Origin of the sequence: Bradyrhizobium sp. SZCCHNS3002 (assembly GCF_032377435.1) — a bacterium.
GTDB lineage: Bacteria > Pseudomonadota > Alphaproteobacteria > Rhizobiales > Xanthobacteraceae > Bradyrhizobium.
Window position 1 is genome coordinate 61,946 of record NZ_JAUHHY010000018.1, and the last position, 22,022, is coordinate 83,967.

Sequence of the window (22,022 nt, forward strand, 5' to 3'; positions counted from 1 at the left end):
CTCCATTCGGGACATCTGCCGTGTCCTCGCGCTGATGACGCTGAGACAGGCACCACACTTAGTCAAGCAATTTCCGGACCACGCCGATCATTTCGCGCCGGCCCCCTGAGCCGACGAATCCGGGTCTCAACCAATCGGTTGATTGACTGGCCAACATCCATGTCTTTCCAGCGGGTGCATAGTCCGGTTCGTGTTGCACGACGGCGCGGACGGCCGATGCATGTCCACGAACGGGCTTTCGTCGAAGGGCTCCTGGAAAAGGACACATGGCAACGCCAGCGCGGAATAGTCTGGGCCCTTCTCCACGTTTCAAACAGCAGGCATGACTGGGCTGTCTCGCGGCGACCTGGGCCCGAGCTCTGCGATCAGTCGACCTCATACTCCAGCTGGAGCCGAGCAGGCTCGCGTGCGCCGAGCTGATATCGCGCGATTGCACGGCCCGCTTGTCTCAGGGCAGCTCGGCAGCACGGTGGCACGCAACGTAATGATGTGATCCGATCGCATCCAGAACGGGGAGACGCTGCGAGCATTCGTCGATCGCCATCGGGCAGCGCTGCGCGAAACGGCAGCCGGGCGGCGGATCGACCGGGCTCGGCGGATCGCCCTTGACGAGATAGCGGCGCTTCAGGTCCTCACGCATCGGGCCGGGCGGCGCGGCGGCCGCAATCAGCGACCACGTATAGGGATGACGGGGCGCGGCGAAGATGTCGGCCGCCGGCGCCTGCTCGACGATCTTGCCGAGATACATCACCGCGACCTCATCGCAGAATTTCTGGATCACGCCGAGATCGTGCGAGATGAAGATGTAAGTGAGATCACGCTCGCGCTGCAGCCGCTTCAACAGATTGAGGATCTGCGCCTGGATCGCCACGTCGAGCGCGGACACCGCCTCGTCGCAGACGATCAGGTCGGGCTCTGGCGCCATCGCCCGAGCGATGCACAAACGCTGGCGCTGGCCGCCGGAAAACTGATGCGGAAACAGGTCGGCGGCTTGCGGCGGCAATCCAACCTCGGCCAGCAGCCTGCGCACCCGCTCGTCGCGCTCGCTGCGCGTCCCGATTCCGAGCAGGTCGAGGGGCTCGCGGATCTGATCGCCCGCGCGGCGGCGCGGATTGAGCGCCGAGAACGGGTCCTGGAACACGATCTGCAGATGCCGCCGCACCTCGCGCAGCGGCTGGCCGGTGAGGCCCGCAATGTCGCGGTTGCCGAACACGATCTGGCCGGATGTCGCCGGCACCAGCCGCATCACGGCCTGCGCGGTGGTCGACTTGCCCGAGCCGCTCTCGCCGACGATGCCGAAGGTGGTGCCGCGGCGAACGCGAAAGCTGACGCCGTCGACCGCGTGCACGAAGGACGGCTTGCCATGGCGGCGGCCGGCCGGAAAATGCACGACGAGGTCGTTGACGTCGAGCAGCACCTCTTGGGCGCCTGTCCCGCGGATGGCTTCCGCCATGCTCATGCCGCGATCTCCGTCCTGCGCCAACACGACACGGCGTGCCCCGGGGCAATCGGCTCGAGCGCAGGCTGCAGCTTCGCACGGCAGATGTCGCGGGCCTGCGCGCATCTTGCGAGAAAGGCGCAATCGGCACCGCGCGCGCCGAGTGGCGGCACCATGCCGGGGATCTCGCCGAGATCGACCCAGGGCCGCGGCGGCTCGCCAAGGGCGAGGTGCGGAACACAGTTCAGCAGACCCCGCGTATAGGGATGACGCGGCGCTGTCGCGATCGCGTCCGCGGCCCCCGCCTCGATGCAGCGTCCGGCATAGAGCACCAGCATCTCGTCCGCGAGCTCTGCGACCGCGCCGAGATCGTGGGTGATCAGCAGGATCGCCGTGCCGGTGCTGCGTTGCAGCTCGGCCAGCAGGTCGAAGATCTGCGCCTGCACGGTGACGTCGAGCGCGGTGGTCGGCTCATCGGCGATCAAGAGCTTCGGCCGCCCGGCCAGCGCCATTGCGATCATCACGCGCTGGCGCATGCCTCCCGACAGCTGGTGAGGATAGGCATCGATCCGCTGCCCGGCCGCCGGAATCTGCACGGCGCGGAGCAGCTCGATGGCGCGCGAGCGCGCCGCCGCGCGATCGAGCCCCTGGTGCCAGCGCAGCACCTCTCCGATCTGATCACCCACGGTGAACAGCGGATTGAGCGCCGTCATCGGCTCCTGGAAGATCATCGACATAGCGCTGCCGCGCAAGCCCCGCATCTCCTTCGGCGGCAAGGCGAGCACGTCCCTGCCCTCCAGCACGATGCGGCCCGAGGTAACGACGAAATCCTCCGGCAGCAGCCGCATCAGGGCCAGCGCCGTCATGCTCTTGCCGCAGCCGGATTCACCGACCAGCGCCAGGGTCCGCCCCGGTGCGATCGTGAACGACAGGTTCTCGATCACCGGGACGAGGCGGCCGGCCCCGTTGCGCATGCTGACGTTGAGATCATCCACTTCGAGCAGCGCACTCATCACGACCTCCGCCGCAGACGCGGATTGATCGCGTCGTTGAGACCGTCGCCGACCAGGCTGATCGCGAGCACCGCAAGGAAGATCGCCGCTCCCGGGAACATCACCGCCCACCAGGCATCGAGAATGTAGTTGCGGTTCTGGCCCAGCATCAGTCCCCAGCTCATGACGTTCGGGTCGCCCAGACCCAGGAAGCTCAGCCCGCCCTCGAACAGGATCGCGACACCGATCGCCAGCGTCGCCGACACGATCACCGCGGGCAGCGCATTGGGCAGCAGCACGCGCAGGATCAAGTTCGCGTTGGAGGCGCCCGCCGCGCGCGACGCCTTGACAAAATCGAGATCGCGCAGCCGCATGAATTCCGCCCGCGTCAGCCGCGCCACAGAGGTCCAGCTCACGCCGCCGATCGCAAGCGTGATCGTGGTCAGCTTCGGCCCGAACAGTGTTACCAGCACCATCGCGAACAGCAATGGCGGCAGGATCTGGAAGAACTCGGTGATCTTGACCATGGTGGCATCGATGGCGCCGCCGAAAAAGCCGCCGACCGCGCCGATCACGAGTCCGATTGCGATCGTGATGAGGGCTGCGACGGCACCGACCGCGAGCGTCGCGCGCCCTCCATGAATCAGCCCGGCCAGGACATCGCGGCCGAGATAGTCGGTGCCGAACCAGGCATCGGCATCGGGCGGCATGAACGGCGCGCCGACGAGATCGAGTGGATCGACCGGATAGAGCGACGGCCCGACCACGGCCACCAGGATGATCAGGACCAGCATGCAGGCGCCGGCGACGCCGGACGGGCTCTTCATGAACTGCCGCAGCGCCAGGCGGCCCGGCGACGCGGCGGTTCGCGCGGGCAGATCGGCCGGCAACGTCGACACCTGCGAGGTGCTCTCGATCACCGTCATCGCCGTCCTGTCCGAATTCGCGGGTCAACGAGGCGGTAGACCACGTCAGTCAGAATGTTGGCGGTCATCACCATCAGCGCAGAGAAGAACAGCACCGCCATCAGGGTCGGATAGTCGCGACGCAGGATGGAATCGAACACCAGCCGGCCCATGCCGGGCCAGCTGAACACGGTCTCGACCAGCACGGCGCCGGCGAACAGATTGCCGAACTGATGGCCGGCGACGGTCACGATCGGGATCAGCGTATTGCGCAGCGCGTGCTTGCCGACCACCAGCCATTCCGGGAGCCCCTTGGCGCGGGCGGTCCTGACATAGTCGGCGGACAGTGCCTCGATCATGTTGACGCGCGCCAGCCGGCTGTATTGGGCGATGAACACGAGTGCGAGCGTCAGCGACGGCAACACCAGATGGCGGCCGACATCGAGCGCGTAGGCGAAGCCCTGCTTGGGATTCACCACGTCCGTCATGCCGACAACCGGAAGGATCGGCCATACCGAGCCGAACAGCAGCAGCAACATCAGCCCGGTCCAGAAGATCGGCGCGGCATAGCCCGCCAGCGACACCACGGTGACGGCGTGGCTGAACAGGCCGTTCGGCCGCCGCGCGCTGACCACACCGAGCAAGGTGCCGACCGCGAGCGCACCGGACAAGGCGCACAGGGTCAGATAGAGCGTCGCCGGCAGCCGCTGCAGGATCAGGCCGAGCACGGGCTGGTTGAAATAGTAGGAGTAGCCGAAGTCGCCCATCGCGACGTTGCCGAGATAGATCGAGAGCTGCTGCAACAGGCTCTGGTCGAGGCCGTATTTGGCCCGCAGTGCCGCGACGACCTCCGCCGATGCGCCGCCCATCTCGCCGGCGATCACCTGGACGGGATCGCCGGGAGCAAGATGGATCAGGCAGAAGTTGAGCACCAGCACGGCGATCAGCAGCGCGACAGCATTGATGATCTGCCGGGCCAGATGGGTGGCGAATGCCATGGTGCAGCAAGTCTCCTCGTGGCTCTCACGAAACCGGGGATAGCTCCGCCTCAGGTCTTCGGCGGCGTTTCCCAGTAGAGCTCGTCGAGCGGCGACATCATGCCCCAGATCGAGTTCGGGAGATTGCCGAGCCCCTTGGCGAAGGCATTGTAGTACGGGCTGACGTTGATGAAGTAGATCGGCACATCCGAGACGACGATCTTCTGGAACTCCGAGTACAGCGCCTTGCGCTTCTCGGGCGAGGTTTCGACCGCCGCCGCCTGCAACAGCTCGTCCACCTTGGGATTGGAGTATTGCTGCGTGTTCGACCAGATGACGCCCTTGCGGATGTTCGACGTCAGATAGGTGCGGTTGACGCCGATCACCGGGTCACCCCAGTTGTAGACGGTGTCCATGGTGAGGTCGAAATCGAAGTTCGAGACGCGCTGCGCCCAGGTCGGGAAATCCGGCGCGGCGCGCACCTCGAGATTGATGCCGACCCGCTTGAGCTGCGAGCGCAGGTACTCGGCGACGTTGCGCTGTTGCTCGTCGCCGCCCGGAATGTAGTCGATGGTCAGCGAGAAACGCGAGCCGTCCGCCCCCTTGGCGTAGCCGGCAGCATCCAGCAGCGCGGCCGATTTGGCGTAGTCGACCTTGTAGGGTTCGACGGCGGCTTCGGCGAGCGGCGAATCCGGTGCGATTGGCCCCAGCGACGGCGTGGCCTTGCCGCCCATCAGCTTGGAGACGATGAAGTCGCGATTGGCCGCATAGGCGATGGCCTGGCGCACGCGGACATCATCGAGCGGCTTCTTTTTGGTATTGAAGGCAAGCCAGTTGAGCGGGCCGACGCCCGCCATGCCCTTGTCGGTCACGACAAGGTTCGGCGACTTTTGCAGACGATCGATGTCGCGCGCGCCTGCGATGAAGGGAAACGCGTTGAAATCGCCGCGTTCCAGCGAGACGACGGCCGCATTCTGATCCGACACCAGCCTGACCACGATCTTGTCGAGCTTGGGCCGGCCAGGGATGAAGAACTTGTCGAATTTCTCCAGCGTGTAGTATTCGCCCTGCTTGTACTCGGTCAGCTTGAACGGGCCGGACCCGATCGGCTTCAGATTGGCCGGATGCGTCTTGAGGTCCTGGCCGTCGCCATAGATGTGCTTGGGAAGGATCGGCATCAGCGCCGGCGACATCGCCAGGAGCAGCGACGGGCTCGGGTTTTTCAGACGGAGGATGGCGGTCGCGGGATCAGGCGTCTCGACCTTGTCGACCGCCGCCAGCATCGTCTGGAACGGATGGTTGGCCTTGATGGCCATGATCGAAAATGCGACGTCCTCGGACGTCACGGGGTGGCCGTCGTGGAAGACGGCGTCCTTCACCAAGTGAAGCGTGACTGAAAGCCCGTCAGCCGCGACCTCCCAGGACTGCGCCAGATAAGGTTGCGGATTCCACTTGTCGTCATAGCGCAGCGGGCTCGCGAAGATCTGGGCGGTCGGCATGGCCGTCGCCATGCCCGACTGCACGGCGCCGTTGAAATGCCGCGGCACCTGCGTGGTCGCGACCACCAAGGTGTTGCCGCCGGATGACTGCGCCTGCGCCGCGGGGGATGCGGCCGTGGCCGCGACGAGACCGAGAGCTCCGAGCACAAAATGTCGTCTGATCAACATGGCTATCCCGCTTCCTGATTCACGACCGGGTGGATGATGAGAAACTGGCGTGGTGGTCCAATGGGCTCTGATGTCATTGCGTCACGCTGCGGTAGACAGGGCATGGTCGAGGATCGCGTCGAGCTCCTGATCCGATGGCAGATCCGCGGTCCCCACGCCGGCGAGCGTGATCGTCTCCGACGCGGTCGCCGGACCATCCTCGGCCGGCGTCAGCGACCAGTTGCGCGACACCAGTTGGAACACCTGCGCGCGGCCGTCGCCGTCGACCCGGCAAATTCCCTTCAGCCGCAGCAATTCGCGCGGCAGGGCGCCCACCGCGGCGGCCAGCCTGTCGCGATTGAAACGTCCGGCCCGCTGATAGGTCCAGCGACGGAAGTCGTTCTCGTGGTCGACCGTCTCCGCGACCAGATCGGCGCGGAAACGCGCCGCCCGCCCCCGCCCGAAGACCGCCTGATGCACAGGCGTCAGGGTCGACAATTGTTCGATCGGCACATTCGGCCGGATGGCGCCGATGGCGGCGCACGCCGCCTTGCGCTGGCTCTCGCTGGCCAGATCGCATCTGCTCAGCAGCACCACGTCGCATTTGGCGAACTGATTGCGGATGGTCTCGCCGATGTGCCGGTCCTCGCACTGCACCGTGATGCGGGTTGCATCGGCCAGCACGACGACGCCGTCGAGCTGCAGCGACGGCTCGACCAGCGCGATCTCCGCGATGCGCCAGGGATCGCCGACGCCGCTGGCCTCGATCACCACGCGATCGAAGCGCCCGATATCGTCGAGCAGCCGCGCCAGCGTATCGAGAAAGCCCGTCCCGATGCTGCAGCAGACGCAGCCATTGGTGAGCGACATCGTCGTGCCGTCGTGGCTGCGGATCAGCGCGGCATCAACATTGATCTCGCCGAAATCGTTCACCAGCACGGCGCAGCGCTCGGTGCTAGCCGACAGCAGACGGTTGAGCAGCGTCGTCTTTCCGGCGCCGAGAAAGCCGCCGATCACGGTGAACGGAATGGGCGCGGATGCCGTCATGCGCGCGGCGCTTCCTTGACGATGCCGCCGACGACAGTGCCCCAGACCGCAACGTCCTTCAATGTCTCCGGCGTGACCGTCAATGGATCCTGCTCCAGGACCGCGAAGTCCGCGTACTTGCCGGTCTCGATACTGCCGATGAGATGATCGAGCTTGAGCGTGTAGGCTGCGCCGATCGTGATGGCACTCAGCGCCTGCTCCACGCTCAGCGCCTCGGTCTCGGCACCGAGCTTGCGGCCCGACGAGGAGACGCGGTTCACGGCGCACCACGCGGTGAACAGCGGCGACAGCGGTGTGACCGGCGCATCTGAGTGGATCGAGTAGGGAACGCCGATCCGCTGTGCCGTGCCTGTCGCATCGAGGCGGTTCGCCCGCTCTGGTCCCATCGTCAGCTCGTAGTGGGAATCGCCCCAGTAGAAGACGTGATTGGCAAACAGGTTGACGCAAAGACCGAGCGCCTTCATGCGGCGGAACTGCGCGGCGTCGGCCATCTGGCAGTGCTGCAGCGTGTGGCGATGATCCAGCCGCGGGTGAGCGGTCTGCGCCTTTTCCACGGCGTCCAGCGCAAGCTCGGTCGCCTCGTCGCCATTGGTGTGGATGTGAAGCTGGATGCCGGCCTTGTGGTAGAGCTCGACCAGGCGCGGCAGCTCCTCCGGCGCGATGTACCAGAGGCCGTTCGGCGCGCCGTTGTGATATCCAGGCCACCGTAGGCGGGCCGTGAAGCCCTGGATCGACCCGTCGACGACCAGCTTGACAATGCCGTAATGCAGCTTGTCGTTGCCGGACTCGCGCAGCGCCGCGATCTTTTCGATGGCCTTGTCCGGAGGATGCGTGGCCGAGGCCAGCGCCGGTACCAGGCGCACACCGAACTCCGCCTGCTGCGTCGCGGAGCGATAAAGGTCCAACGTGTTGTCGGTGAGATCGTTGTGCAGATCGGTGATCGTGGTGACGCCCTGCACGCAGGCCGATGACGCGTAGCGCTGCACGTCGGACATGGTCAGCAGCTCCGACAGCGGATTGCCCACCAAGCGGAACGCCCGCAGCCGGGCTGCGATACCCTGCAGTTCGCCGCTGGCCAGACCGCCGGCTCCGGCGACGACACCGGAGATGTCGGTGGCATGCAGAAGCTGCGTGCGCTCCAGCACCAGCGTGTTGACCACACTGATATGGAAGCTGGCGTGGATCACCATGATCGGCCGCGTCGTCGAGACCCGGTCCAGTGCTTCGCGCGTCAGCTTCTCACCACCGATATGCAGCGGATCGAAACCCCATGCGAACAGCGTTGCGTTCGGATCAGCCATCCCGGCTTCGGCCTCGCGGAGGCGTGCCACGATCGCATCGATGTTGGGAACGCCGGCGACCGCCCTGCCCTCCGGCGAGCGCCGTTCGAAGGCCCCGACATAGGGCAGCGACCACATCATGCCTTCCATGATGTGGCTGTGGCCCTCGACGAACCCAGGTAACAGCACCTTGTCGCGGAAGCGCGTGTCGATCCGACCATCAGGAGCGAATTGCGCGATCTCCGCTTCACTGCCAACGGCAACGATCCGCCCCTCCCGCACCGCAACGTGCGTCGCAAACGGGCGTGACGGATTCATCGTCACGATCCTGCGGGCCGCGTAGACGACGGTATCTGAGCTCACCGCGAACTCCCTCAACTTCCCAAGCCGTTGTCGAAACCTGCGGTGTCGGATGGGTCCAGGCCAGCGCCAGATGCCATGCACAAATGGAGCCAGCCCATGCGAGCCACGCCCGCAATCATTCCGCTATGGCGCGGTTTTTGCTTTAGTTTGAGCGCCTCACGGCTTTCAGGACCAAATACCTCGATGGCAAAATTCGCGCCCCTGCTGCGATCCCCAGCGACCGGACCGGCTGTTCCGATCCATGACGTGCTGTTCTGGATCTCGCTGTTCGACGGCCTGGACCGCGGCGGCACCTTCCTGCAGCTTCAGATCCGGCAGATGATCGTGACCGCGATCGAGGACGGCCGTCTGCCGCTCGGCGTCCGCATGCCGTCGAGCCGCGATCTCGCAGCCCTCCTGAAGGTATCGCGCAACACCATCGTCATCGCCTATGAGCAGCTGGTCGACCAGAACTTCCTGGTGTCGCGCGAGCGCAGCGGCTACTTCGTGGCCGGCCTGCCCAAGCACATCGGCGAAGCCCGGCAGCCTGCGACGGAGGTCTACAGCCGGCGCTGGACCGAGCGGTTCGCGCTGCAGCCGTCGGCGCTTCGCAACATCGTCAAGCCGCTCGACTGGCAGACCTATCCCTATCCCTTCATCTTCGGGCAGTTCGACCCGAGCCTGTTTCCGACCAACGACTGGCGCGAGAGCGCGCGCGCGGCGCTCAGCGTCCCCGAGATCAACAACTGGGCGCGCGACATGATCGACGGCGACGATCCGGCGCTGATCGAACAATTGCAGCGGCAGGTGCTGCCGCGCCGCGGCATTCGCGCCCGTGCCGACGAGATCATGCTCACGATCGGAGCACAGCACGCCCTCTATTTGATTGCGAAGCTGTTCCTGCAGCCCGACACCCCGATCGGCATCGAAGATCCCGGCTATCCCGACGCACGCAACATCTTCGGCATGATGACGTCGCAGGTTGTGCCGCTTCGGCTGGACGATCAGGGCCTGGTCCCTGACGAGGCGTTCGCGCGCTGCGCGCTGGCCTATGTCACGGCGAGCCACCAATGCCCGACCACGACCGCGATGTCGCGGGCGCGGCGCGAGGAGATTCTCCAGGTCGCTCGCGAGCGCGACATCGTCCTGATCGAGGATGATTATGAAAGCGATCTGATGCCGGAGGGCAGCAGCCTGCCGCCGCTGATGAGCCTGGACCGCGACCAGAGCGTGCTCTACGTCGGCAGCCTGTCGAAGGCCTTGGCCCCGGGCCTGCGGCTCGGCTACGTCGTGGCGCCTGCGCCCGTCATCCGCGAGTTGCGCGCGTTGCGCCGGCTGATGCTGCGCCATCCGCCGCTGAACAACCAGCGCGTCGCGGCCTTGTTCATCGGTCTCGGGCACTACCGCTCCCATCTGCAGCAGGTCGGCCGCGTGCTGCTCGAACGCGCCACCCTGCTCGACGCGCTGTTGCCGCAGGCGCTGCCGGGCTGCACCTGGTCGCGCGGCCCGGGCAGCACCAGCTACTGGATCACCTGCCCTGCGGGAACGGATACGATCAAGCTGTCAGAGGTCGCACGCGCCGAAGGCGTGGTCATCGAGCCCGGCGACGTGTTCTCGATCAACCCGGAGGCGACGCGCAACTGCTTCCGTCTCGGCTTCTCCTCGATCCGCACGGACCGGATCGCGCCGGGAATTGCCAAGCTGGGCCAGATCTTCACGCGGTACATGTCGTCGCAAACGACCTGAGCGGCTACAGCAGGTCGCTCAGCCCCTTGAGCGCACTACCGAGTGCGACCACCGCGAGACTTGCGATCGACACCCGACGATGCAGCGTGTCGCTGCCGCGATGAAAGCCGAGATCGCCGAGCCAGGTGCCGACCAGCATCACGGGAACGCCGAGCGCGGTCAGGACCGCAATGTGCAGGTCCAGGAGATCGAACCAGGCGAGGCTGGCGGTCGCAACGATAGAGGAGACCAGGAAGAACACCATCATCGACGCGCGGGCGGCAACCCGGTCGAATGCGCCCGCGTTGTAATAGACGATCACAGGTGGCCCGGGCATGCCTGCAAGGCCGTTGAACAGACCGGCGGCGAGGCCGACCAGCGCCGTGATCCAGCGCGCTGGCGCCGCCGCCAGCCGAAACCCCGCATTGAGCAGCACGACCGCGCCGACGGTGATCAGCGCGATGACAACGCGTGCCACTGAGGCGGATACCAGACTCAGGACCAGCACACCGGTCGGTGAGCCGATCAGGCCTCCGAGAGTCAGCCAGCGCAGAGACGACCAGTCGCAGACCCGCGAGGCGCGCGGCAGATCGCCGAGCCCGATCAGAAGCTGCAGACAGACCGCAACCGGCACCGATTGCGTCGGCGGCATGAACAGACCGAGCAGCGGCACGGCCGTCAGCGCAAAACCGAATCCCGTGAAGCCGCGCACGAGCGCCGCGGCAAAGATCGACAGCGCCGCAGCGAGTCCCAGGGCCGGGCTCGGCAGCGATGTGGCGGCGATGTCATGGACCGCGACGGCCAGTTCCTGCAGGGCCATCGTCAGCGTGGGGCGTGAGAGCACAAAGGCGGCATCATCCGGCCAGTCAGCAACTCCGCCATGGTGATGAAAGGGCCAGCCGGCGCCCTACCATCGGGCCAGTTCTGGCCGCAGAGGTCGCGCGCTCTGGTTCTAGGGCCTCCAGCCGATCGCGTGGCACATGCGAGCCAAGCTCCAGCCGCGGCGCGATGCGCAAGGACATGACATGGCCGATCTCGAAACCGTCCGCAGCGAACTGCTCGATAATCTGTTCGCCGCCTTCAACCGGCACGATGGCGCAGGCGTGATGGCCTGCATGACCGACGACATCGTGTTCGACGCGGCCGCAGGGCCCGACAGCTGCGGCCGTCGCATCAGCGGCGCAGCCGATGTACGCGCCGCGTTCGAAGCGACCTGGGGCGGCATGCCCGACGTCAGCTGGGAGTGCACGCGCCATACGGTGTTCGGCGATCGGGCCCTGTCCGAATGGATCTTCCGTGGAACTGCACCGGACGGCCGGCGCATCGAGGTGCAGGGCTGCGACCTGTTCGGCTTCCGCGGCGACAAAATCTGTACGAAGAGCGCCTTCCGCAAGGACCGCCCGCCGCAGCCGGCCACGAGCGCGAGTGCCGCGCGATGAACATGCATGCTTTGCCCACGGCTGCGTATGATCCCCATTACGACCCGCTGGTCGCCGACGGCCCGGGTCGCAACCGCGACTACGCTCCGACCTACTGGATCGCAACGGCTGGCACCCCTCCGGAGAGCGACGGTCCGATCACGACCGACACGACGGCCGATGTCGCCATCATCGGCTCGGGCTATACCGGTCTTGCCTGCGCGATCTTCCTGGCGCGCGAGCACGGCATCAAGGCGATCGTGCTCGAGGCCAACCGCGTGGCCTGGGGCTGCAGCACGCGCAATGGCGGCCAGGCACAGAATGCCTCGGGCCGCCTGACGCGCTCGCAATGGATCGAGCGCTGGGGGCTCGACGTCGCCAAGCGCATGCATGCCGAGGTGTCCGAAGGGTTCGAGGCCTTCGAGGAGCTGGTGCGATCGAGCCCTGTCGATGTCGAGCCGCAGCGCGGTGGGCACCTCTACGTCGCTCACCGCCAGCGCAATCTCGACAAGATCGCGGCGGAGTCGAAGGTGCTGAATGACGTGTTCGGCTACGCCTCGCGCGTCATCTCGCGCGAGGAATTGGCAAGCGACTTCGTCAACGAGGCCGAGGCCGTCGGCGCGGTGCACGAGCCGCTCGGAACCGGCGTGCATCCGGCCAAGCTCGCCTTCGGCTATTTGCAGATGGCGCGCGCGCTCGGCGTGCGGGTTCATACCGCAAGCCCCGTGACGCGCATCGAGCAGTCCAACGGCAGATTCGTTCTGCATACGCCCGGCGGCGCCGTCAGCGTGAACGGCGTCGGCATCGCCACGGGGGCCTATACGTCGCTCGGGCTGACGCCGGAATTGTCGGGCCGCTGCATGCCGATCCTGTCGAATTCATTGGTGACGCGGCCACTCTCCGCGGCCGAGCTTGCTGCGACCGGCTTCAAGACGCGGCAGGTGATCACGGACACGCGCACCTTGCGCTTCTACTACCGGCTGCTGCCGGACGACCGGGTTCAGATCGGCAGCCGAAGCGCCATCACCGGCGCCGATGCCACGCATGACCGGCACCTCCAGCTCCTGATCGACGGCCTGCACCGCAAGTTTCCCGCACTCACGGGCATCGAGATCGATTACTCCTGGTGGGGCTGGGTCGATGTCAGCCACGACATGATGCCGCGCATCGTGCGTCCCGATCCCAAGGCGAAGCTGGTCTATGCGCTCGGCTATGGCGGCAACGGCGTATCCTATTCGGCGCAGGCTGGCCGCCGCATGGCGCAGATGCTGGCGGGCCAATCTTTCAAGGGACAGGACCTGCCGATCTTCACCTCGCCGCTGCCGACGCATCCCTTCGCGCCGTTCCGACGCATCGGCCAGCGCCTGCTCTATCGCTGGTATCACCTGCGCGACGAAGCAAGTTGAGCCTCTCAAGCTTGATGCAACATCGATCAAGCGAGCTTGCGAGCAGAATTGACAGCTTTCATGGCACAGAGGCCTGCCTGATCTCCACGCGGATTGGTGTCGGATCGAAACCGTTGCAGGGATTGTTGACCTGCGGACAATTCGAGATCACGAACAACACGTCCATCTCCGCAGTGACGTCGACGTAGTTGCCGGCCGCCGAGGGGCCGTCCAGCACGGTGAAATTGCCGTTTGGGTCGATCGGCACGTTCATGAAGAAGTTCAGGTTGGAGACGATGTCGCGCTTGGTCAGGCCGTAGCGCGACAGCTCCAGGATGAAGTTCTCCCGACAGGCGTGCAGGTAGCGGGTCGCCTCGCCGAAGCGCACGGCATTGCTCTCGCACGAACAGCAGCCCGCCGAGGTGTCATGGCGGCCGCAGGTGTCGGCAGTGATCCGCGCCATCACCCGGCCGCGGTTGGAGATCAGCCGCGTCCCGAGCTCGAGATAGGCCGAGCCCTGGACGCGCAACGTGTCCTGTGCGCTGTAGCGCTCCGCGGTGTCGTCGGCGACATACATCAGCGCGTCCACCGCCTGCTCGCCCTCGCTGTCGATGATACGCAGCGTCTGGCCCTTGTTCAGCACCCGTGACCAGGGCTGCTCGGCGGGAATGTCGAAGACATAGACGATGCGGTCCGGATCGGTCGGCGACATGAGCGCTCCTCAGGCGAACAGCTGATCGGTGAAGGCGTAGGCGCGCGACGCTTCCGCTGACGCCGTGCGGCAGACGTCATCGGCCGCGGGCGGCGGCAGCCGATGCTGGATCAGGGTGATCGGCGCGCTCGCCACCGGCCGTGCCGGATCGAGCGGATGGGCGCAGTTGGAGACCGCGACGATCAGGTTCATCTCGGCGCGCAGATCGACGAAATCACCGGGTCGCTTGCGCGCGGCGTGCCAGACGAACCGCCCGGTCACGTCCGTCGTCACGGGCGCAAAGAAGGTCACGCAGGGCGGGATGTCGCGCACGCCCAGTCCGATCCTGGCAGCGGCGGAGATGAAGTTCGCCTGCGTGTTGCGCGTCACCTCGCCATAGGCCGCGAGCGTCGAGTCCGCGGTCGAGCCGCCGACCAGAAGATCGTGCGCACCTGAGGTATCCTCGATCACCGACAGCAGCACACGTCCCATGTCCGACAGGATCATCCGGCCCTTCGACAGCGCTGCGCTCCATTGCACCTTCACCGTGTCGGCACAGTTGATCCGTTCGCTCGGATCCTCGGCGCGCCATGCCAGCAACGATGCGCTCGAGCGCCCGTGATCATCGATGATGCGCAACGCCTCGCCGCGCGACAGCCGCACCGTCGTGTGCCAGCCGGACGGCACCCGCTCGCTCCGGACGATCGCGCCCTCCGCGATCGGCGCGGCATCCAGCGCCGTCGGCGGCGGCAGCTGCTTCAGCTCCTGCCCGGCCGCACGCAACTCCTCATAGCGGCGGCGGTTGGCGGCGGCACGCTCCGCCTCGCTCTCTGCGCTCATGCTGATGTCACCGTGAAATGCGCCTCGACCGGCTGCCCCGCCTTGCCGTTGATCGGCAGGATGTCCTGCGGACAGGCCGAGAACGCGATCACCAGGTCCATCTCCGCGCGCAAGCGCACATGGCCGCCGGGAACGGGGCGCGGCGGCGCGGCAAAGCCGAGCGTGCCCTCGGCATCCCACGGAATGTTCATGAACAGGTTGAGCGGGCTCGGCACCTCCGGCGGCGTCAAGCCAAGCTCCGCCATGCCGGCAAACAGATTGTCGGTGCAATTGTCGTGGTGGCCCTCGTGTCCGAGGAACGCGTAGCGATGGCGGTCGCAGGCCGCGATCAGCGTGTCGTGGATGCCGCCCGAGGTGTCCTCGACCAAGGTCAGGATCGGCCGGCGCATATTGGTCCGGAGCACGTCGCCCGGCCGCGGCACCAGATGCAGCGAATGTGCCCGCGTGTGCTCGTTCGACATGAACTCAGACAGGTCGGCGCGGTTGAAGGCCCAGGTGTCGACCACCTGCTCGCCATGGGTGTTGATCACGGTGACCACCTGGCCTGCCCTGACGAAGGCCGCCTTGCCGCGCCGTGCCGGAATCTCGATCGGATCCATTGACCTCTCCCTCAGGGCTTGTAGGCGACCATGTCGATCTCGACGATGCCGCCGCGCGCCAGGTCGCAGACACCGATCGTGGTCCGGCCCGGCCGGTGCTCATCGTCGAAATGGCTCGAAAAGATTGCGTTCATCGGCGCGTAGTCGCGCTTGAAGTCGGTCAGGTAGATGCGGGCAAACACGACGTTCGCGAAGCTCATGCCGCAGCCCTTCAGCACGCGCGCGAGATTGTCCATCACCTTGCGGGTCTGCGCCTCGATGCCATCGGGCAGCGGCAGCGCGTCGTCGTCGGGATCGGTCGCGAGCTGGCCAGTGACGAACAGGAACGGCCCAGCCTGCACGGCATGGCTGTAGGGCGTGACCGGCTTCGGCGCATCCGGGAGCAGATGATAGATCGGATCCATGGCGTGTCTCTCCTCGTGTCGTTTCTGGTTCATCCGGCGGCATAGCGCTGGATGAACTGGCGCGCGCGCTCGGTATCCGGGTTGACGAAGAAGCGCTCCGGCGGCCCGGTCTCGACGACGCGGCCGCGATCGAGAAACAGGATGCGGGTGGCGGCGTCGCGGGCAAAACCCATCTCGTGGGTCACGATCACCATCGTGCGCCCTTCGCGCGCGAGCTCGCGCATCACCACCAGCACCTCGCCGACCAGCTCCGGATCGAGCGCACTGGTCGGCTCGTCGAACAAGAGAACATCCGGCTTCATCGCCAGCGCCCGCGCAATTCCGACGCGCTGCTTCTGGCCGCCGGACAGCCGCGCCGGGAACACATCGCATTTGTCGGAGAGCCCGACCTTGGCGAGCAGCGCCATCGCCTCCTCGCGCACCTCGGCCACGGGGCGCTTCTGCACCTGCACCGGCGCCTCCATGAGATTCTGAAGGACGGTCAAATGCGGCCACAGCGCGAAATGCTGAAACACCATGCCGATCCGCGTGCGAACTCGCGACAGCTCGCGATCGGACATCACGACACCGCCATTGTTGATGCCGATGCGGCCGCCATTGAGATAGATCTGTCCGGCGTCGGGCCGCTCCAGCCAGTTGATGCAACGAAGCAGGGTCGACTTGCCGGAACCGGACGGGCCGAGCACGCAGACCGTCTCGCCACGCGTCACCGTGAAGCTGATGTCGGAGAGCACCTCCAATTCGCCAAAGCGCTTGGAGATGCCGGCGACGTCGAGCACGGCCATGTCGTCGGTCATTCCAGGTTCCTTTCAGCGCCGCGCCGCCGCCAGCCGGTCGATGCCGCTGACGGCGGCTTCGATCACCAGGCAGAGGCCCCAATAGAGGACCACGGCGGTGATGAAGGCGGCAAACGGCACGTAGTGGCGCGACTGGATCGAACTTGCAGCATGCGTCAGCTCGGGCAGCGCAATGATGGTGAGAAAGGCGCTGTCCTTGACGATCTGGATCATCTGGTTGCCGATGACGGGCCCTGCCGCGAGCAGCAGCGGCGGCAGGATGATGCGGCGGAACAATCGCGCCCCGGAGAAGCCGAAGGCGACACCGGCCTCGAGCGGCTCGGGCGGCTGCGCTGCCCAGGCGCCGCGCAGGATCTCGGCCAGATAGGCGGCGTGATAGACGGTCAGCGCCACCAGTCCCGAGCTCCAGTTGTCGAGCCGGATGCCGAACGAAGGCAAGCCATAGTAGACGATGTAGGCGAACAGCAGGAACGGCACGCAGCGCATGCCGTCGACGAACACCCGCACCGTGAGCGCCAGCCAGCGCCGCTTCGACATCAGCGCCGGCGTCAGCACGAACGCGATCACGAGGCCTGCGATGGCCGACAGCACCGACAGGATCGTGGTATTGCCGAGCCCGCTCAGCAGCAGATCCCGCTCGCTCCAGACGATGGCGAAATCCCGGATCATGCCGCCTCGCTTGCGCGCTGGCGCTTCTCGATGAAGCGCTGCAGGGAGACGAGCGCGAACACGATCGGCGCATACATCGCGATCGCCACCAGGAACGGCGGCAGCGGCTCATAGGTCTCGGCGCCGATGCGCACCGCCGCGCGGGTGATGTCGACGACGCCGACGACCGCAAGCACCGGCGTCACCTTGATCAGCAGCGACATCTCGTTGACCAGGCCAGGGAGACTGACCCGCACGATCTGCGGCAGCACGATGCGGCGGAAGCGCAGGCTCGCATGCATGCCCACGGACTGCGCCGCCTCGTACTGCTCCTTGGGAAAATTCATCAGGGCGGCGCGCCAGACCTCGCAGTTGAACGCCGAGGTATTCATCACCAGCGCCAGGATCGCCGCCGACACCGGCCCGATTGCGATCCCGATATTGGGCAGCGCGAAGAACAACAGCAGCAGCAGGGTGACGAGCGGCGTCGCGCGCAGGACCGAGACGTAGACGGCCACGATCCGTGCGATCACCGGCACGTCGGCCCAGCGCAACAGCGCGAGACCCAATCCGATGGGAAGCCCGATCAGGATGCCGACGAAGGACAGCGTCACCGTGACCACGGCGCCCTGCAGGATGGCCAGGACGTCGGCCGCGCTCATGACCATCCATCCGCAGCGCCGCGCGGCGTCCGGCGCCCTGCACCGGCCGACCGCGCCCGCTGGAGGACCACGCGACCGTCAAGCGGACGGGCGCGCAGCGATCGCCACCCGCACATGAATTGCCCTCGCCGCGCCGTCAGAATTCCGGCTCGAACGTGACCGGCAGATCAGGGAAGGCTTCGCCGAACCACTTCTTCTGCAACTCGGCGAAGCGCCCGTTTTCCTTCTCCTTGGCGATGAAGCCGTTCAGGAATTCCACCAGCTCAGTATTGCCTTTCGCGACCGCCCAGGCCGGATACGACTTGCCGGAGACGGGCTGGCCGACCGCGAACACGTTGGGCTTCTCGGCGACCAGCGCCTTGATGTTGATGATCGTGTTGACGACGTAGTCGACGCGGCCGAGCGCGAGATCCTGATAGGCTTCCGGATAGGAGGTGTATTCGACCACCTTGCCGAGCTTGCCGCCCTCCTTCTCCAGCATCGCCTGGAGCTCGGGCAGCCGCCCCAGCAGCGCGCTGCCGGCCTGAACGCCGACCGTCTTGCCGCTGAGATCCTTGATCGCGTTGATGCTCTTGTCGTCCTTGCGCTTGACGTAATAATGCGTCGCGTCGGCAATCGGACTGGTGAAGTCGAGCGACTTCTTGCGCTCCTTGGTGATGATCGCCGCGGTGATGGCGACGTCGTATTTGCCGGTGGAGACGCCGGCCAGGATGCCGGTCCAGGGCAGGATCTGCTGCTTGATCTCGAACGGCGCATATTTGCGCAGATCCTCGATCAATTCGTTGTCGAAGCCGGTCGGCTTGCCGTCCTTGACGAACTCGAAGGGCCGGAAGTCGTCCTCGGTGGCAACGATGAGGCCCCGCTTCTTGATCTCGTCCATGCTGCCGGCCTTGGCGGTGAACGCGGCCGGCAGCGTCAGCGCGGCCGCCAGCAGGGCCAGCGCGACGCGCCGCGACGGCGCCGACAGGCGGAGAAACGAAGGCTTGGTCATCTCACATCTCCTCATATGAAACTGATCAGTCGAAGCTGAAGCCGTGCGCGCGCAGATAGGGTGGGAAGGCCGCGCCCTCCGCCTTGGCGGCCTGACGCGCCTTGTCCTCCGACCAGCCGTAGAAGTCGGCCTCGCCGAACTCGGCATTGCCGCGCTGCTGCTCCTTCGGAATCGCGTGCCGCGCATGACGCCGCCGGTCGTAGTCGTCGAGCGCTGCGGGCAGCGCATTGTCGCCGTAGCGGTCGACATGCGTGGTGATGCTGCGCGGCAGCCGCAGGCTGACATGGCCCTCCCCAGCGGGATAGCCGAGGCACAGCCCGGCGACGGGGAACACCATGTCGGGCAGTTCCAGCACCTTGGCGACCGTGTCGATCTCGTTGCGGATGACGCTGATCGGACAGGTCCCGAGACCGGCCGACTCAGCGCACAGGATCATCGTCTGCAGCGCCAGCGCGGCGTCGACCGAGGCGTTGAAAAAGCCCTCCAGGGTCCCGTTCTTGACGGGCTTGGCACGCAGTTCGCCGATCCGCTGCAGCCGCCGCGCATCGCCCAGAAACACGAAGAACGCCGGCGACACTCCGATCCAGGGCATGCTCGGAAACAGTCTGCCGATCGCCACCCGCTTCTCCGCGTCACGCACGCGCATGATCGCGGCCTGCTGGAAATCCGACTTGGCCGAGGCGCTCAGCGCGCAGGCGACGAGCAGATCGAGCAGCCCCTCTTCCGGCATCCGGTCGCTATAGCGGCGCACCGTCTTGCGGGACAGCACGCCGTGCAAAAATGCGCTCGACTGGACGTCGCCGCCATCGGGCCCACCATCTCCGAAGCGTGTTGCGATCGCATCAGCATGTTCGGACATCACGACGCCTCTCCCGCGTCGCGCGCAACACACCGCGGCGCACGGACGCCATTGACCGGAGCAATGATCGGCGGATCGCGCCGCGGCAGACATAGCATCGCTCACTCCACACGCCGCGACATCGGTGTCGCCGCCCGGATTCATGTCGCTGCGACTTCCGCGCAGCTATCATTCGAAGCGTCAGCAAGGGACATGCCAGACGTCGGAGCGCCTTGCGCATCGGCGTTGGCGCACCGGGTCCCGCGACGACATCCGGGGAAATAGAGCTACCAAATAGCTCGTTTGCGGACAAAACGCCGCGGTGCGGAAATGCGGAGCATGCTTCGTAGTTGCGGCGGCTGGCACCCTTACGGGGTACCGCGCTCCGGCGAGGCGCTGCTTTTCGGGCAGCACCATGCCCATTATCTAATCGGAGCTCATCGCCATCGGTTGCCGTCAGTCGGGCGACCTCGTCGCATTGAGCCTTTGCTCCTGTGCCTTGACGATCGTCTGCATCATGGCAATGAACCGCTTCTGATCGACCCTGGTCAGATCCGCAACCGTCGCGAGATGCGCCGCCCGCGCCGGCCGCTTGATCTTGCGCAGCAATGCGAGGCCGGAACTGGTCAGGCGGCAGGTGCGCGACCGCCGGTCGTGCGGTCCGACACTGCGGTCGATCAAGCCGCGCGCCTGCAGCCGCTTCAGCGCGCCGGTCGTGGTGGTCCGGTCGAGAGCGATGTCATGTGCCAGCGCCGTCTGGTCCGCCGTCCCGCGTTTCGCCAGCGCCGTCAACAGGCTGTACTGTAACGGCGTGACCTCATAGGCGGCGCATTTTTCCTGGAATAGCGCGACGTGGATCTGGTGCAGCCGCCTAATCAGATAGCCTGGACGTCCCTCGAGCGGCCAAGATGATCCATCGGCTTTCGGCTTGTTCCTTCCGGCCATCGAACGACTCCCCGCATAAGCACTCATCACACTGCATCAATTTCAAGCTGTCTATGGCACGGATCTTGATGTAATGCGAAGCATGCTTCGTAATTGGCCGGCGGATCGTCCGCGCCGGCGCGTCGAGGAAGGTTTTGACCGGGACAGACATCCCGCCCGGAAAGGAGACCTTGCATGTCCGTGAGCGCCTCGTTCGACCTGCTGCTGCGCGGCGGCCGCGTCATTGACCCCGCTTCCGGCATCGATGGCTTGAGAGACGTCGCCATCCGCAACGGCCGCATCGCGGCCGTCCAATCCGACATTCTGCCGACCAGCGCCAAGGACGTCATCGATGTCAGCGGCCAGCTCGTGCTTCCGGGACTGATCGACACCCACGCCCATGTCTATCAATACGTCACCGGCCGCTTCGGCATGAACGCGGACATGGTCGGCGTGCAGTCGGGCGTCACCAGCCTGATCGACCAGGGCGGCCCGTCCTGCATGACCCTGCCCGGCTTCCGTCACTTCGTCGCAGATCAGGCGCAATCGCGCGTCTATGCCTTCCTGTCGGCCTATCTGGTCGGCGGCCTCGAGGGCCACTACTATCCCGATCTCTACCGGCCGGATTGCGTCGACATCGATGCGACGGTGAAATCGGCGGTTGCCAACCGTGACCTCGTTCGCGGCATCAAGGCGCATGCCGAGATCGGCGGCTTCGCGCGCTGGGGCATCCGTGTCATCGAGATGGCGGCCGAGATCGGCCGCCGCGCCGAGCTTCCCGTTTACGTCCATTTCGGCCAACTGTGGGGACTGCCCGCAAGCGGCACCAATGGCGAGGATGTCGACACCATCCTGGAGCGTGTGATCCCGCTGCTGCGGCCGGGCGACGTGCTGGCGCACCCGTTCACGCGGCATCCCGGTGGCTTCGTCAACACTAAGGGTGAAGTTCATCCGGTGATCCAGGCCGCTCTCGACCGCGGGCTCAAGGTCGACGTCGGCCATGGCAGCCATTTCTCCTACCGCCTGGCGCGCAAGGCGATCGACGCCGGCATCGTGCCGCACACGCTCGGCGCCGACATCCACGGCTACAACACGCACGTGCCGGCCCCCGCGGGGACGCCGGACGAGCATGCCGACGACGAGAACCATCCATTCGCGGGCCAGGCCAAGTTCAGCCTCGTGCAGGCGATGAGCTCGATGGTCGCGCTCGGCCTGACATTGGAGCAGGTCGTGCCGATGGTGACGTCGAACCCCGCCGCCATGCTCGGCCTGTCCGATCAGATCGGCGCGCTGCGCCCCGGGATGGCGGCCGATGTCAGCGTGCTCCGCGAGCAGCAGGGCCGTTTCGTGCTGCGCGACAACGAGAAGACCGAGGTGATCGCCGAGAAGCTGCTGCAGCCGGTGTTCTGCCTGCGTGCCGGCGTCCGCCACGATGCGACGGCCCCGATCCTGCCTGCAGCGGTCGCGGCCTGA

22 protein-coding genes are annotated in these 22,022 nt (G+C 66.0%); 4 read left to right on the top strand and 18 right to left on the bottom strand.

The genetic code is table 11. The features are described from left to right. Positions 1-448 precede the first annotated feature (448 nt). The 7 genes from QW845_RS29410 to QW845_RS29440 all read right to left on the bottom strand — a co-directional run bounded on the left by QW845_RS29410 (position 449) and on the right by QW845_RS29440 (position 8,648). Positions 449-1,459 carry an ABC transporter ATP-binding protein gene (locus QW845_RS29410; protein ID WP_315805006.1) on the bottom strand — a complete coding sequence of 337 codons (1,011 nt, stop codon included), beginning with the start codon at positions 1,457-1,459 and terminating at the stop codon, positions 449-451. Continuing rightward, positions 1,456-2,451, bottom strand: a complete 996-nt coding sequence (locus QW845_RS29415) for an ABC transporter ATP-binding protein (RefSeq protein ID WP_315805007.1) — start codon at positions 2,449-2,451, stop codon at positions 1,456-1,458. The genes QW845_RS29410 and QW845_RS29415 overlap by 4 nt, the downstream gene beginning before the upstream one ends. Beyond that, positions 2,451-3,356: an ABC transporter permease gene (locus QW845_RS29420; protein WP_315805008.1), complete on the bottom strand. Its 906-nt coding sequence runs from the start codon at positions 3,354-3,356 to the stop codon at positions 2,451-2,453. Before QW845_RS29420 ends, QW845_RS29415 begins: the two co-directional genes overlap by 1 nt. Further along, a complete protein-coding gene (locus QW845_RS29425) occupies positions 3,353-4,333 on the bottom strand; it encodes an ABC transporter permease (protein WP_315805009.1) in 981 nt (326 codons plus the stop codon). Before QW845_RS29425 ends, QW845_RS29420 begins: the two co-directional genes overlap by 4 nt. 50 nt (positions 4,334-4,383) lie before the next feature. Then, on the bottom strand, positions 4,384-5,979 hold the full coding sequence (locus QW845_RS29430; RefSeq protein ID WP_315805010.1) for an ABC transporter substrate-binding protein: 1,596 nt from the start codon (positions 5,977-5,979) through the stop codon (positions 4,384-4,386). Between the two features lie 81 nt (positions 5,980-6,060). Beyond that, complete coding sequence (locus tag QW845_RS29435) at positions 6,061-7,005, bottom strand: GTP-binding protein (RefSeq protein ID WP_315805011.1); 945 nt, start codon at positions 7,003-7,005, stop codon at positions 6,061-6,063. Beyond that, positions 7,002-8,648, bottom strand: coding sequence for an amidohydrolase (locus tag QW845_RS29440; RefSeq protein WP_315805012.1), 1,647 nt, complete (start codon positions 8,646-8,648; stop codon positions 7,002-7,004). Before QW845_RS29440 ends, QW845_RS29435 begins: the two co-directional genes overlap by 4 nt. Positions 8,649-8,831: 183 nt before the next feature. Between QW845_RS29440 and QW845_RS29445 the strand changes: the two genes are divergently transcribed. Then, positions 8,832-10,373, top strand: a complete 1,542-nt coding sequence (locus tag QW845_RS29445) for a PLP-dependent aminotransferase family protein (RefSeq protein ID WP_315805013.1) — start codon at positions 8,832-8,834, stop codon at positions 10,371-10,373. 4 nt (positions 10,374-10,377) lie between these two features. Here QW845_RS29445 and QW845_RS29450 read toward each other — a convergent pair whose 3' ends face one another. Continuing rightward, positions 10,378-11,196, bottom strand: a complete 819-nt coding sequence (locus QW845_RS29450; RefSeq protein ID WP_315805014.1) for a sulfite exporter TauE/SafE family protein — start codon at positions 11,194-11,196, stop codon at positions 10,378-10,380. 181 nt (positions 11,197-11,377) lie between these two features. Here QW845_RS29450 and QW845_RS29455 point away from each other — a divergent pair, with 181 nt between their 5' ends. After that, the gene (locus QW845_RS29455; protein ID WP_315805015.1) at positions 11,378-11,791 is read left to right on the top strand and encodes a nuclear transport factor 2 family protein; all 414 of its coding nucleotides are present in this window, start codon (positions 11,378-11,380) and stop codon (positions 11,789-11,791) included. Continuing rightward, entirely contained in the window at positions 11,788-13,176 is a 1,389-nt protein-coding gene (locus tag QW845_RS29460; protein WP_315805016.1) for an FAD-binding oxidoreductase, read from the top strand. The genes QW845_RS29455 and QW845_RS29460 overlap by 4 nt, the downstream gene beginning before the upstream one ends. A gap of 58 nt (positions 13,177-13,234) precedes the next feature. Here the strand turns inward: QW845_RS29460 and QW845_RS29465 are convergent, their stop codons facing one another. The 10 genes from QW845_RS29465 to QW845_RS29510 all read right to left on the bottom strand — a co-directional run bounded on the left by QW845_RS29465 (position 13,235) and on the right by QW845_RS29510 (position 20,570). Then, positions 13,235-13,867, bottom strand: coding sequence for an urea amidolyase associated protein UAAP2 (locus QW845_RS29465; RefSeq protein WP_315805017.1), 633 nt, complete (start codon positions 13,865-13,867; stop codon positions 13,235-13,237). Positions 13,868-13,876: 9 nt separating this feature from the next. After that, positions 13,877-14,686, bottom strand: a complete 810-nt coding sequence (locus tag QW845_RS29470; RefSeq protein ID WP_315805018.1) for an urea amidolyase associated protein UAAP1 — start codon at positions 14,684-14,686, stop codon at positions 13,877-13,879. After that, on the bottom strand, positions 14,683-15,285 hold the full coding sequence (locus QW845_RS29475) for an urea carboxylase-associated family protein (protein WP_315805019.1): 603 nt from the start codon (positions 15,283-15,285) through the stop codon (positions 14,683-14,685). The genes QW845_RS29470 and QW845_RS29475 overlap by 4 nt, the downstream gene beginning before the upstream one ends. Before the next feature lie 11 nt (positions 15,286-15,296). Continuing rightward, positions 15,297-15,689 (bottom strand): RidA family protein, encoded by a 393-nt coding sequence (locus tag QW845_RS29480; protein ID WP_315805020.1) that lies wholly within the window; start codon positions 15,687-15,689, stop codon positions 15,297-15,299. Between the two features lie 29 nt (positions 15,690-15,718). Continuing rightward, positions 15,719-16,486: an amino acid ABC transporter ATP-binding protein gene (locus QW845_RS29485; RefSeq protein WP_315805021.1), complete on the bottom strand. Its 768-nt coding sequence runs from the start codon at positions 16,484-16,486 to the stop codon at positions 15,719-15,721. A gap of 12 nt (positions 16,487-16,498) precedes the next feature. Then, a complete protein-coding gene (locus QW845_RS29490; RefSeq protein WP_315805022.1) occupies positions 16,499-17,155 on the bottom strand; it encodes an amino acid ABC transporter permease in 657 nt (218 codons plus the stop codon). Next, a complete protein-coding gene (locus QW845_RS29495; RefSeq protein ID WP_315805023.1) occupies positions 17,152-17,796 on the bottom strand; it encodes an amino acid ABC transporter permease in 645 nt (214 codons plus the stop codon). The genes QW845_RS29490 and QW845_RS29495 overlap by 4 nt, the downstream gene beginning before the upstream one ends. 136 nt (positions 17,797-17,932) lie before the next feature. Further along, positions 17,933-18,787, bottom strand: a complete 855-nt coding sequence (locus QW845_RS29500) for a transporter substrate-binding domain-containing protein (protein ID WP_315805024.1) — start codon at positions 18,785-18,787, stop codon at positions 17,933-17,935. A gap of 25 nt (positions 18,788-18,812) precedes the next feature. Beyond that, positions 18,813-19,646, bottom strand: coding sequence for a nitroreductase family protein (locus QW845_RS29505; RefSeq protein WP_315805025.1), 834 nt, complete (start codon positions 19,644-19,646; stop codon positions 18,813-18,815). A gap of 435 nt (positions 19,647-20,081) precedes the next feature. Next, complete coding sequence (locus QW845_RS29510) at positions 20,082-20,570, bottom strand: MarR family winged helix-turn-helix transcriptional regulator (protein ID WP_315805026.1); 489 nt, start codon at positions 20,568-20,570, stop codon at positions 20,082-20,084. Positions 20,571-20,744: 174 nt separating this feature from the next. On the opposite strand from QW845_RS29510, the gene QW845_RS29515 reads away from it, so the two are divergent. Then, a complete protein-coding gene (locus tag QW845_RS29515; protein ID WP_315805027.1) occupies positions 20,745-22,022 on the top strand; it encodes an amidohydrolase/deacetylase family metallohydrolase in 1,278 nt (425 codons plus the stop codon).

Excerpts from the sequence above, each read along its gene's own strand:
- QW845_RS29510 (WP_315805026.1), bottom strand. The coding sequence starts at position 20,570 with ATGGCCGGAAGGAACAAGCCGAAAGCCGATGGATCATCTTGGCCGCTC.
- QW845_RS29435 (WP_315805011.1), bottom strand. The coding sequence starts at position 7,005 with ATGACGGCATCCGCGCCCATTCCGTTCACCGTGATCGGCGGCTTTCTC.
- QW845_RS29425 (WP_315805009.1), bottom strand. The coding sequence starts at position 4,333 with ATGGCATTCGCCACCCATCTGGCCCGGCAGATCATCAATGCTGTCGCG.
- QW845_RS29500 (WP_315805024.1), bottom strand. The coding sequence starts at position 18,787 with ATGACCAAGCCTTCGTTTCTCCGCCTGTCGGCGCCGTCGCGGCGCGTC.
- QW845_RS29490 (WP_315805022.1), bottom strand. The coding sequence starts at position 17,155 with ATGATCCGGGATTTCGCCATCGTCTGGAGCGAGCGGGATCTGCTGCTG.
- QW845_RS29475 (WP_315805019.1), bottom strand. The coding sequence starts at position 15,285 with ATGGATCCGATCGAGATTCCGGCACGGCGCGGCAAGGCGGCCTTCGTC.
- QW845_RS29485 (WP_315805021.1), bottom strand. The coding sequence starts at position 16,486 with ATGACCGACGACATGGCCGTGCTCGACGTCGCCGGCATCTCCAAGCGC.
- QW845_RS29415 (WP_315805007.1), bottom strand. The coding sequence starts at position 2,451 with ATGAGTGCGCTGCTCGAAGTGGATGATCTCAACGTCAGCATGCGCAAC.
- QW845_RS29505 (WP_315805025.1), bottom strand. The coding sequence starts at position 19,646 with ATGTCCGAACATGCTGATGCGATCGCAACACGCTTCGGAGATGGTGGG.
- QW845_RS29420 (WP_315805008.1), bottom strand. The coding sequence starts at position 3,356 with ATGACGGTGATCGAGAGCACCTCGCAGGTGTCGACGTTGCCGGCCGAT.
- QW845_RS29515 (WP_315805027.1), top strand. The coding sequence starts at position 20,745 with ATGTCCGTGAGCGCCTCGTTCGACCTGCTGCTGCGCGGCGGCCGCGTC.
- QW845_RS29465 (WP_315805017.1), bottom strand. The coding sequence starts at position 13,867 with ATGTCGCCGACCGATCCGGACCGCATCGTCTATGTCTTCGACATTCCC.
- QW845_RS29445 (WP_315805013.1), top strand. The coding sequence starts at position 8,832 with ATGGCAAAATTCGCGCCCCTGCTGCGATCCCCAGCGACCGGACCGGCT.
- QW845_RS29455 (WP_315805015.1), top strand. The coding sequence starts at position 11,378 with ATGGCCGATCTCGAAACCGTCCGCAGCGAACTGCTCGATAATCTGTTC.
- QW845_RS29470 (WP_315805018.1), bottom strand. The coding sequence starts at position 14,686 with ATGAGCGCAGAGAGCGAGGCGGAGCGTGCCGCCGCCAACCGCCGCCGC.
- QW845_RS29495 (WP_315805023.1), bottom strand. The coding sequence starts at position 17,796 with ATGAGCGCGGCCGACGTCCTGGCCATCCTGCAGGGCGCCGTGGTCACG.
- QW845_RS29480 (WP_315805020.1), bottom strand. The coding sequence starts at position 15,689 with ATGGATCCGATCTATCATCTGCTCCCGGATGCGCCGAAGCCGGTCACG.
- QW845_RS29410 (WP_315805006.1), bottom strand. The coding sequence starts at position 1,459 with ATGAGCATGGCGGAAGCCATCCGCGGGACAGGCGCCCAAGAGGTGCTG.
- QW845_RS29430 (WP_315805010.1), bottom strand. The coding sequence starts at position 5,979 with ATGTTGATCAGACGACATTTTGTGCTCGGAGCTCTCGGTCTCGTCGCG.
- QW845_RS29460 (WP_315805016.1), top strand. The coding sequence starts at position 11,788 with ATGAACATGCATGCTTTGCCCACGGCTGCGTATGATCCCCATTACGAC.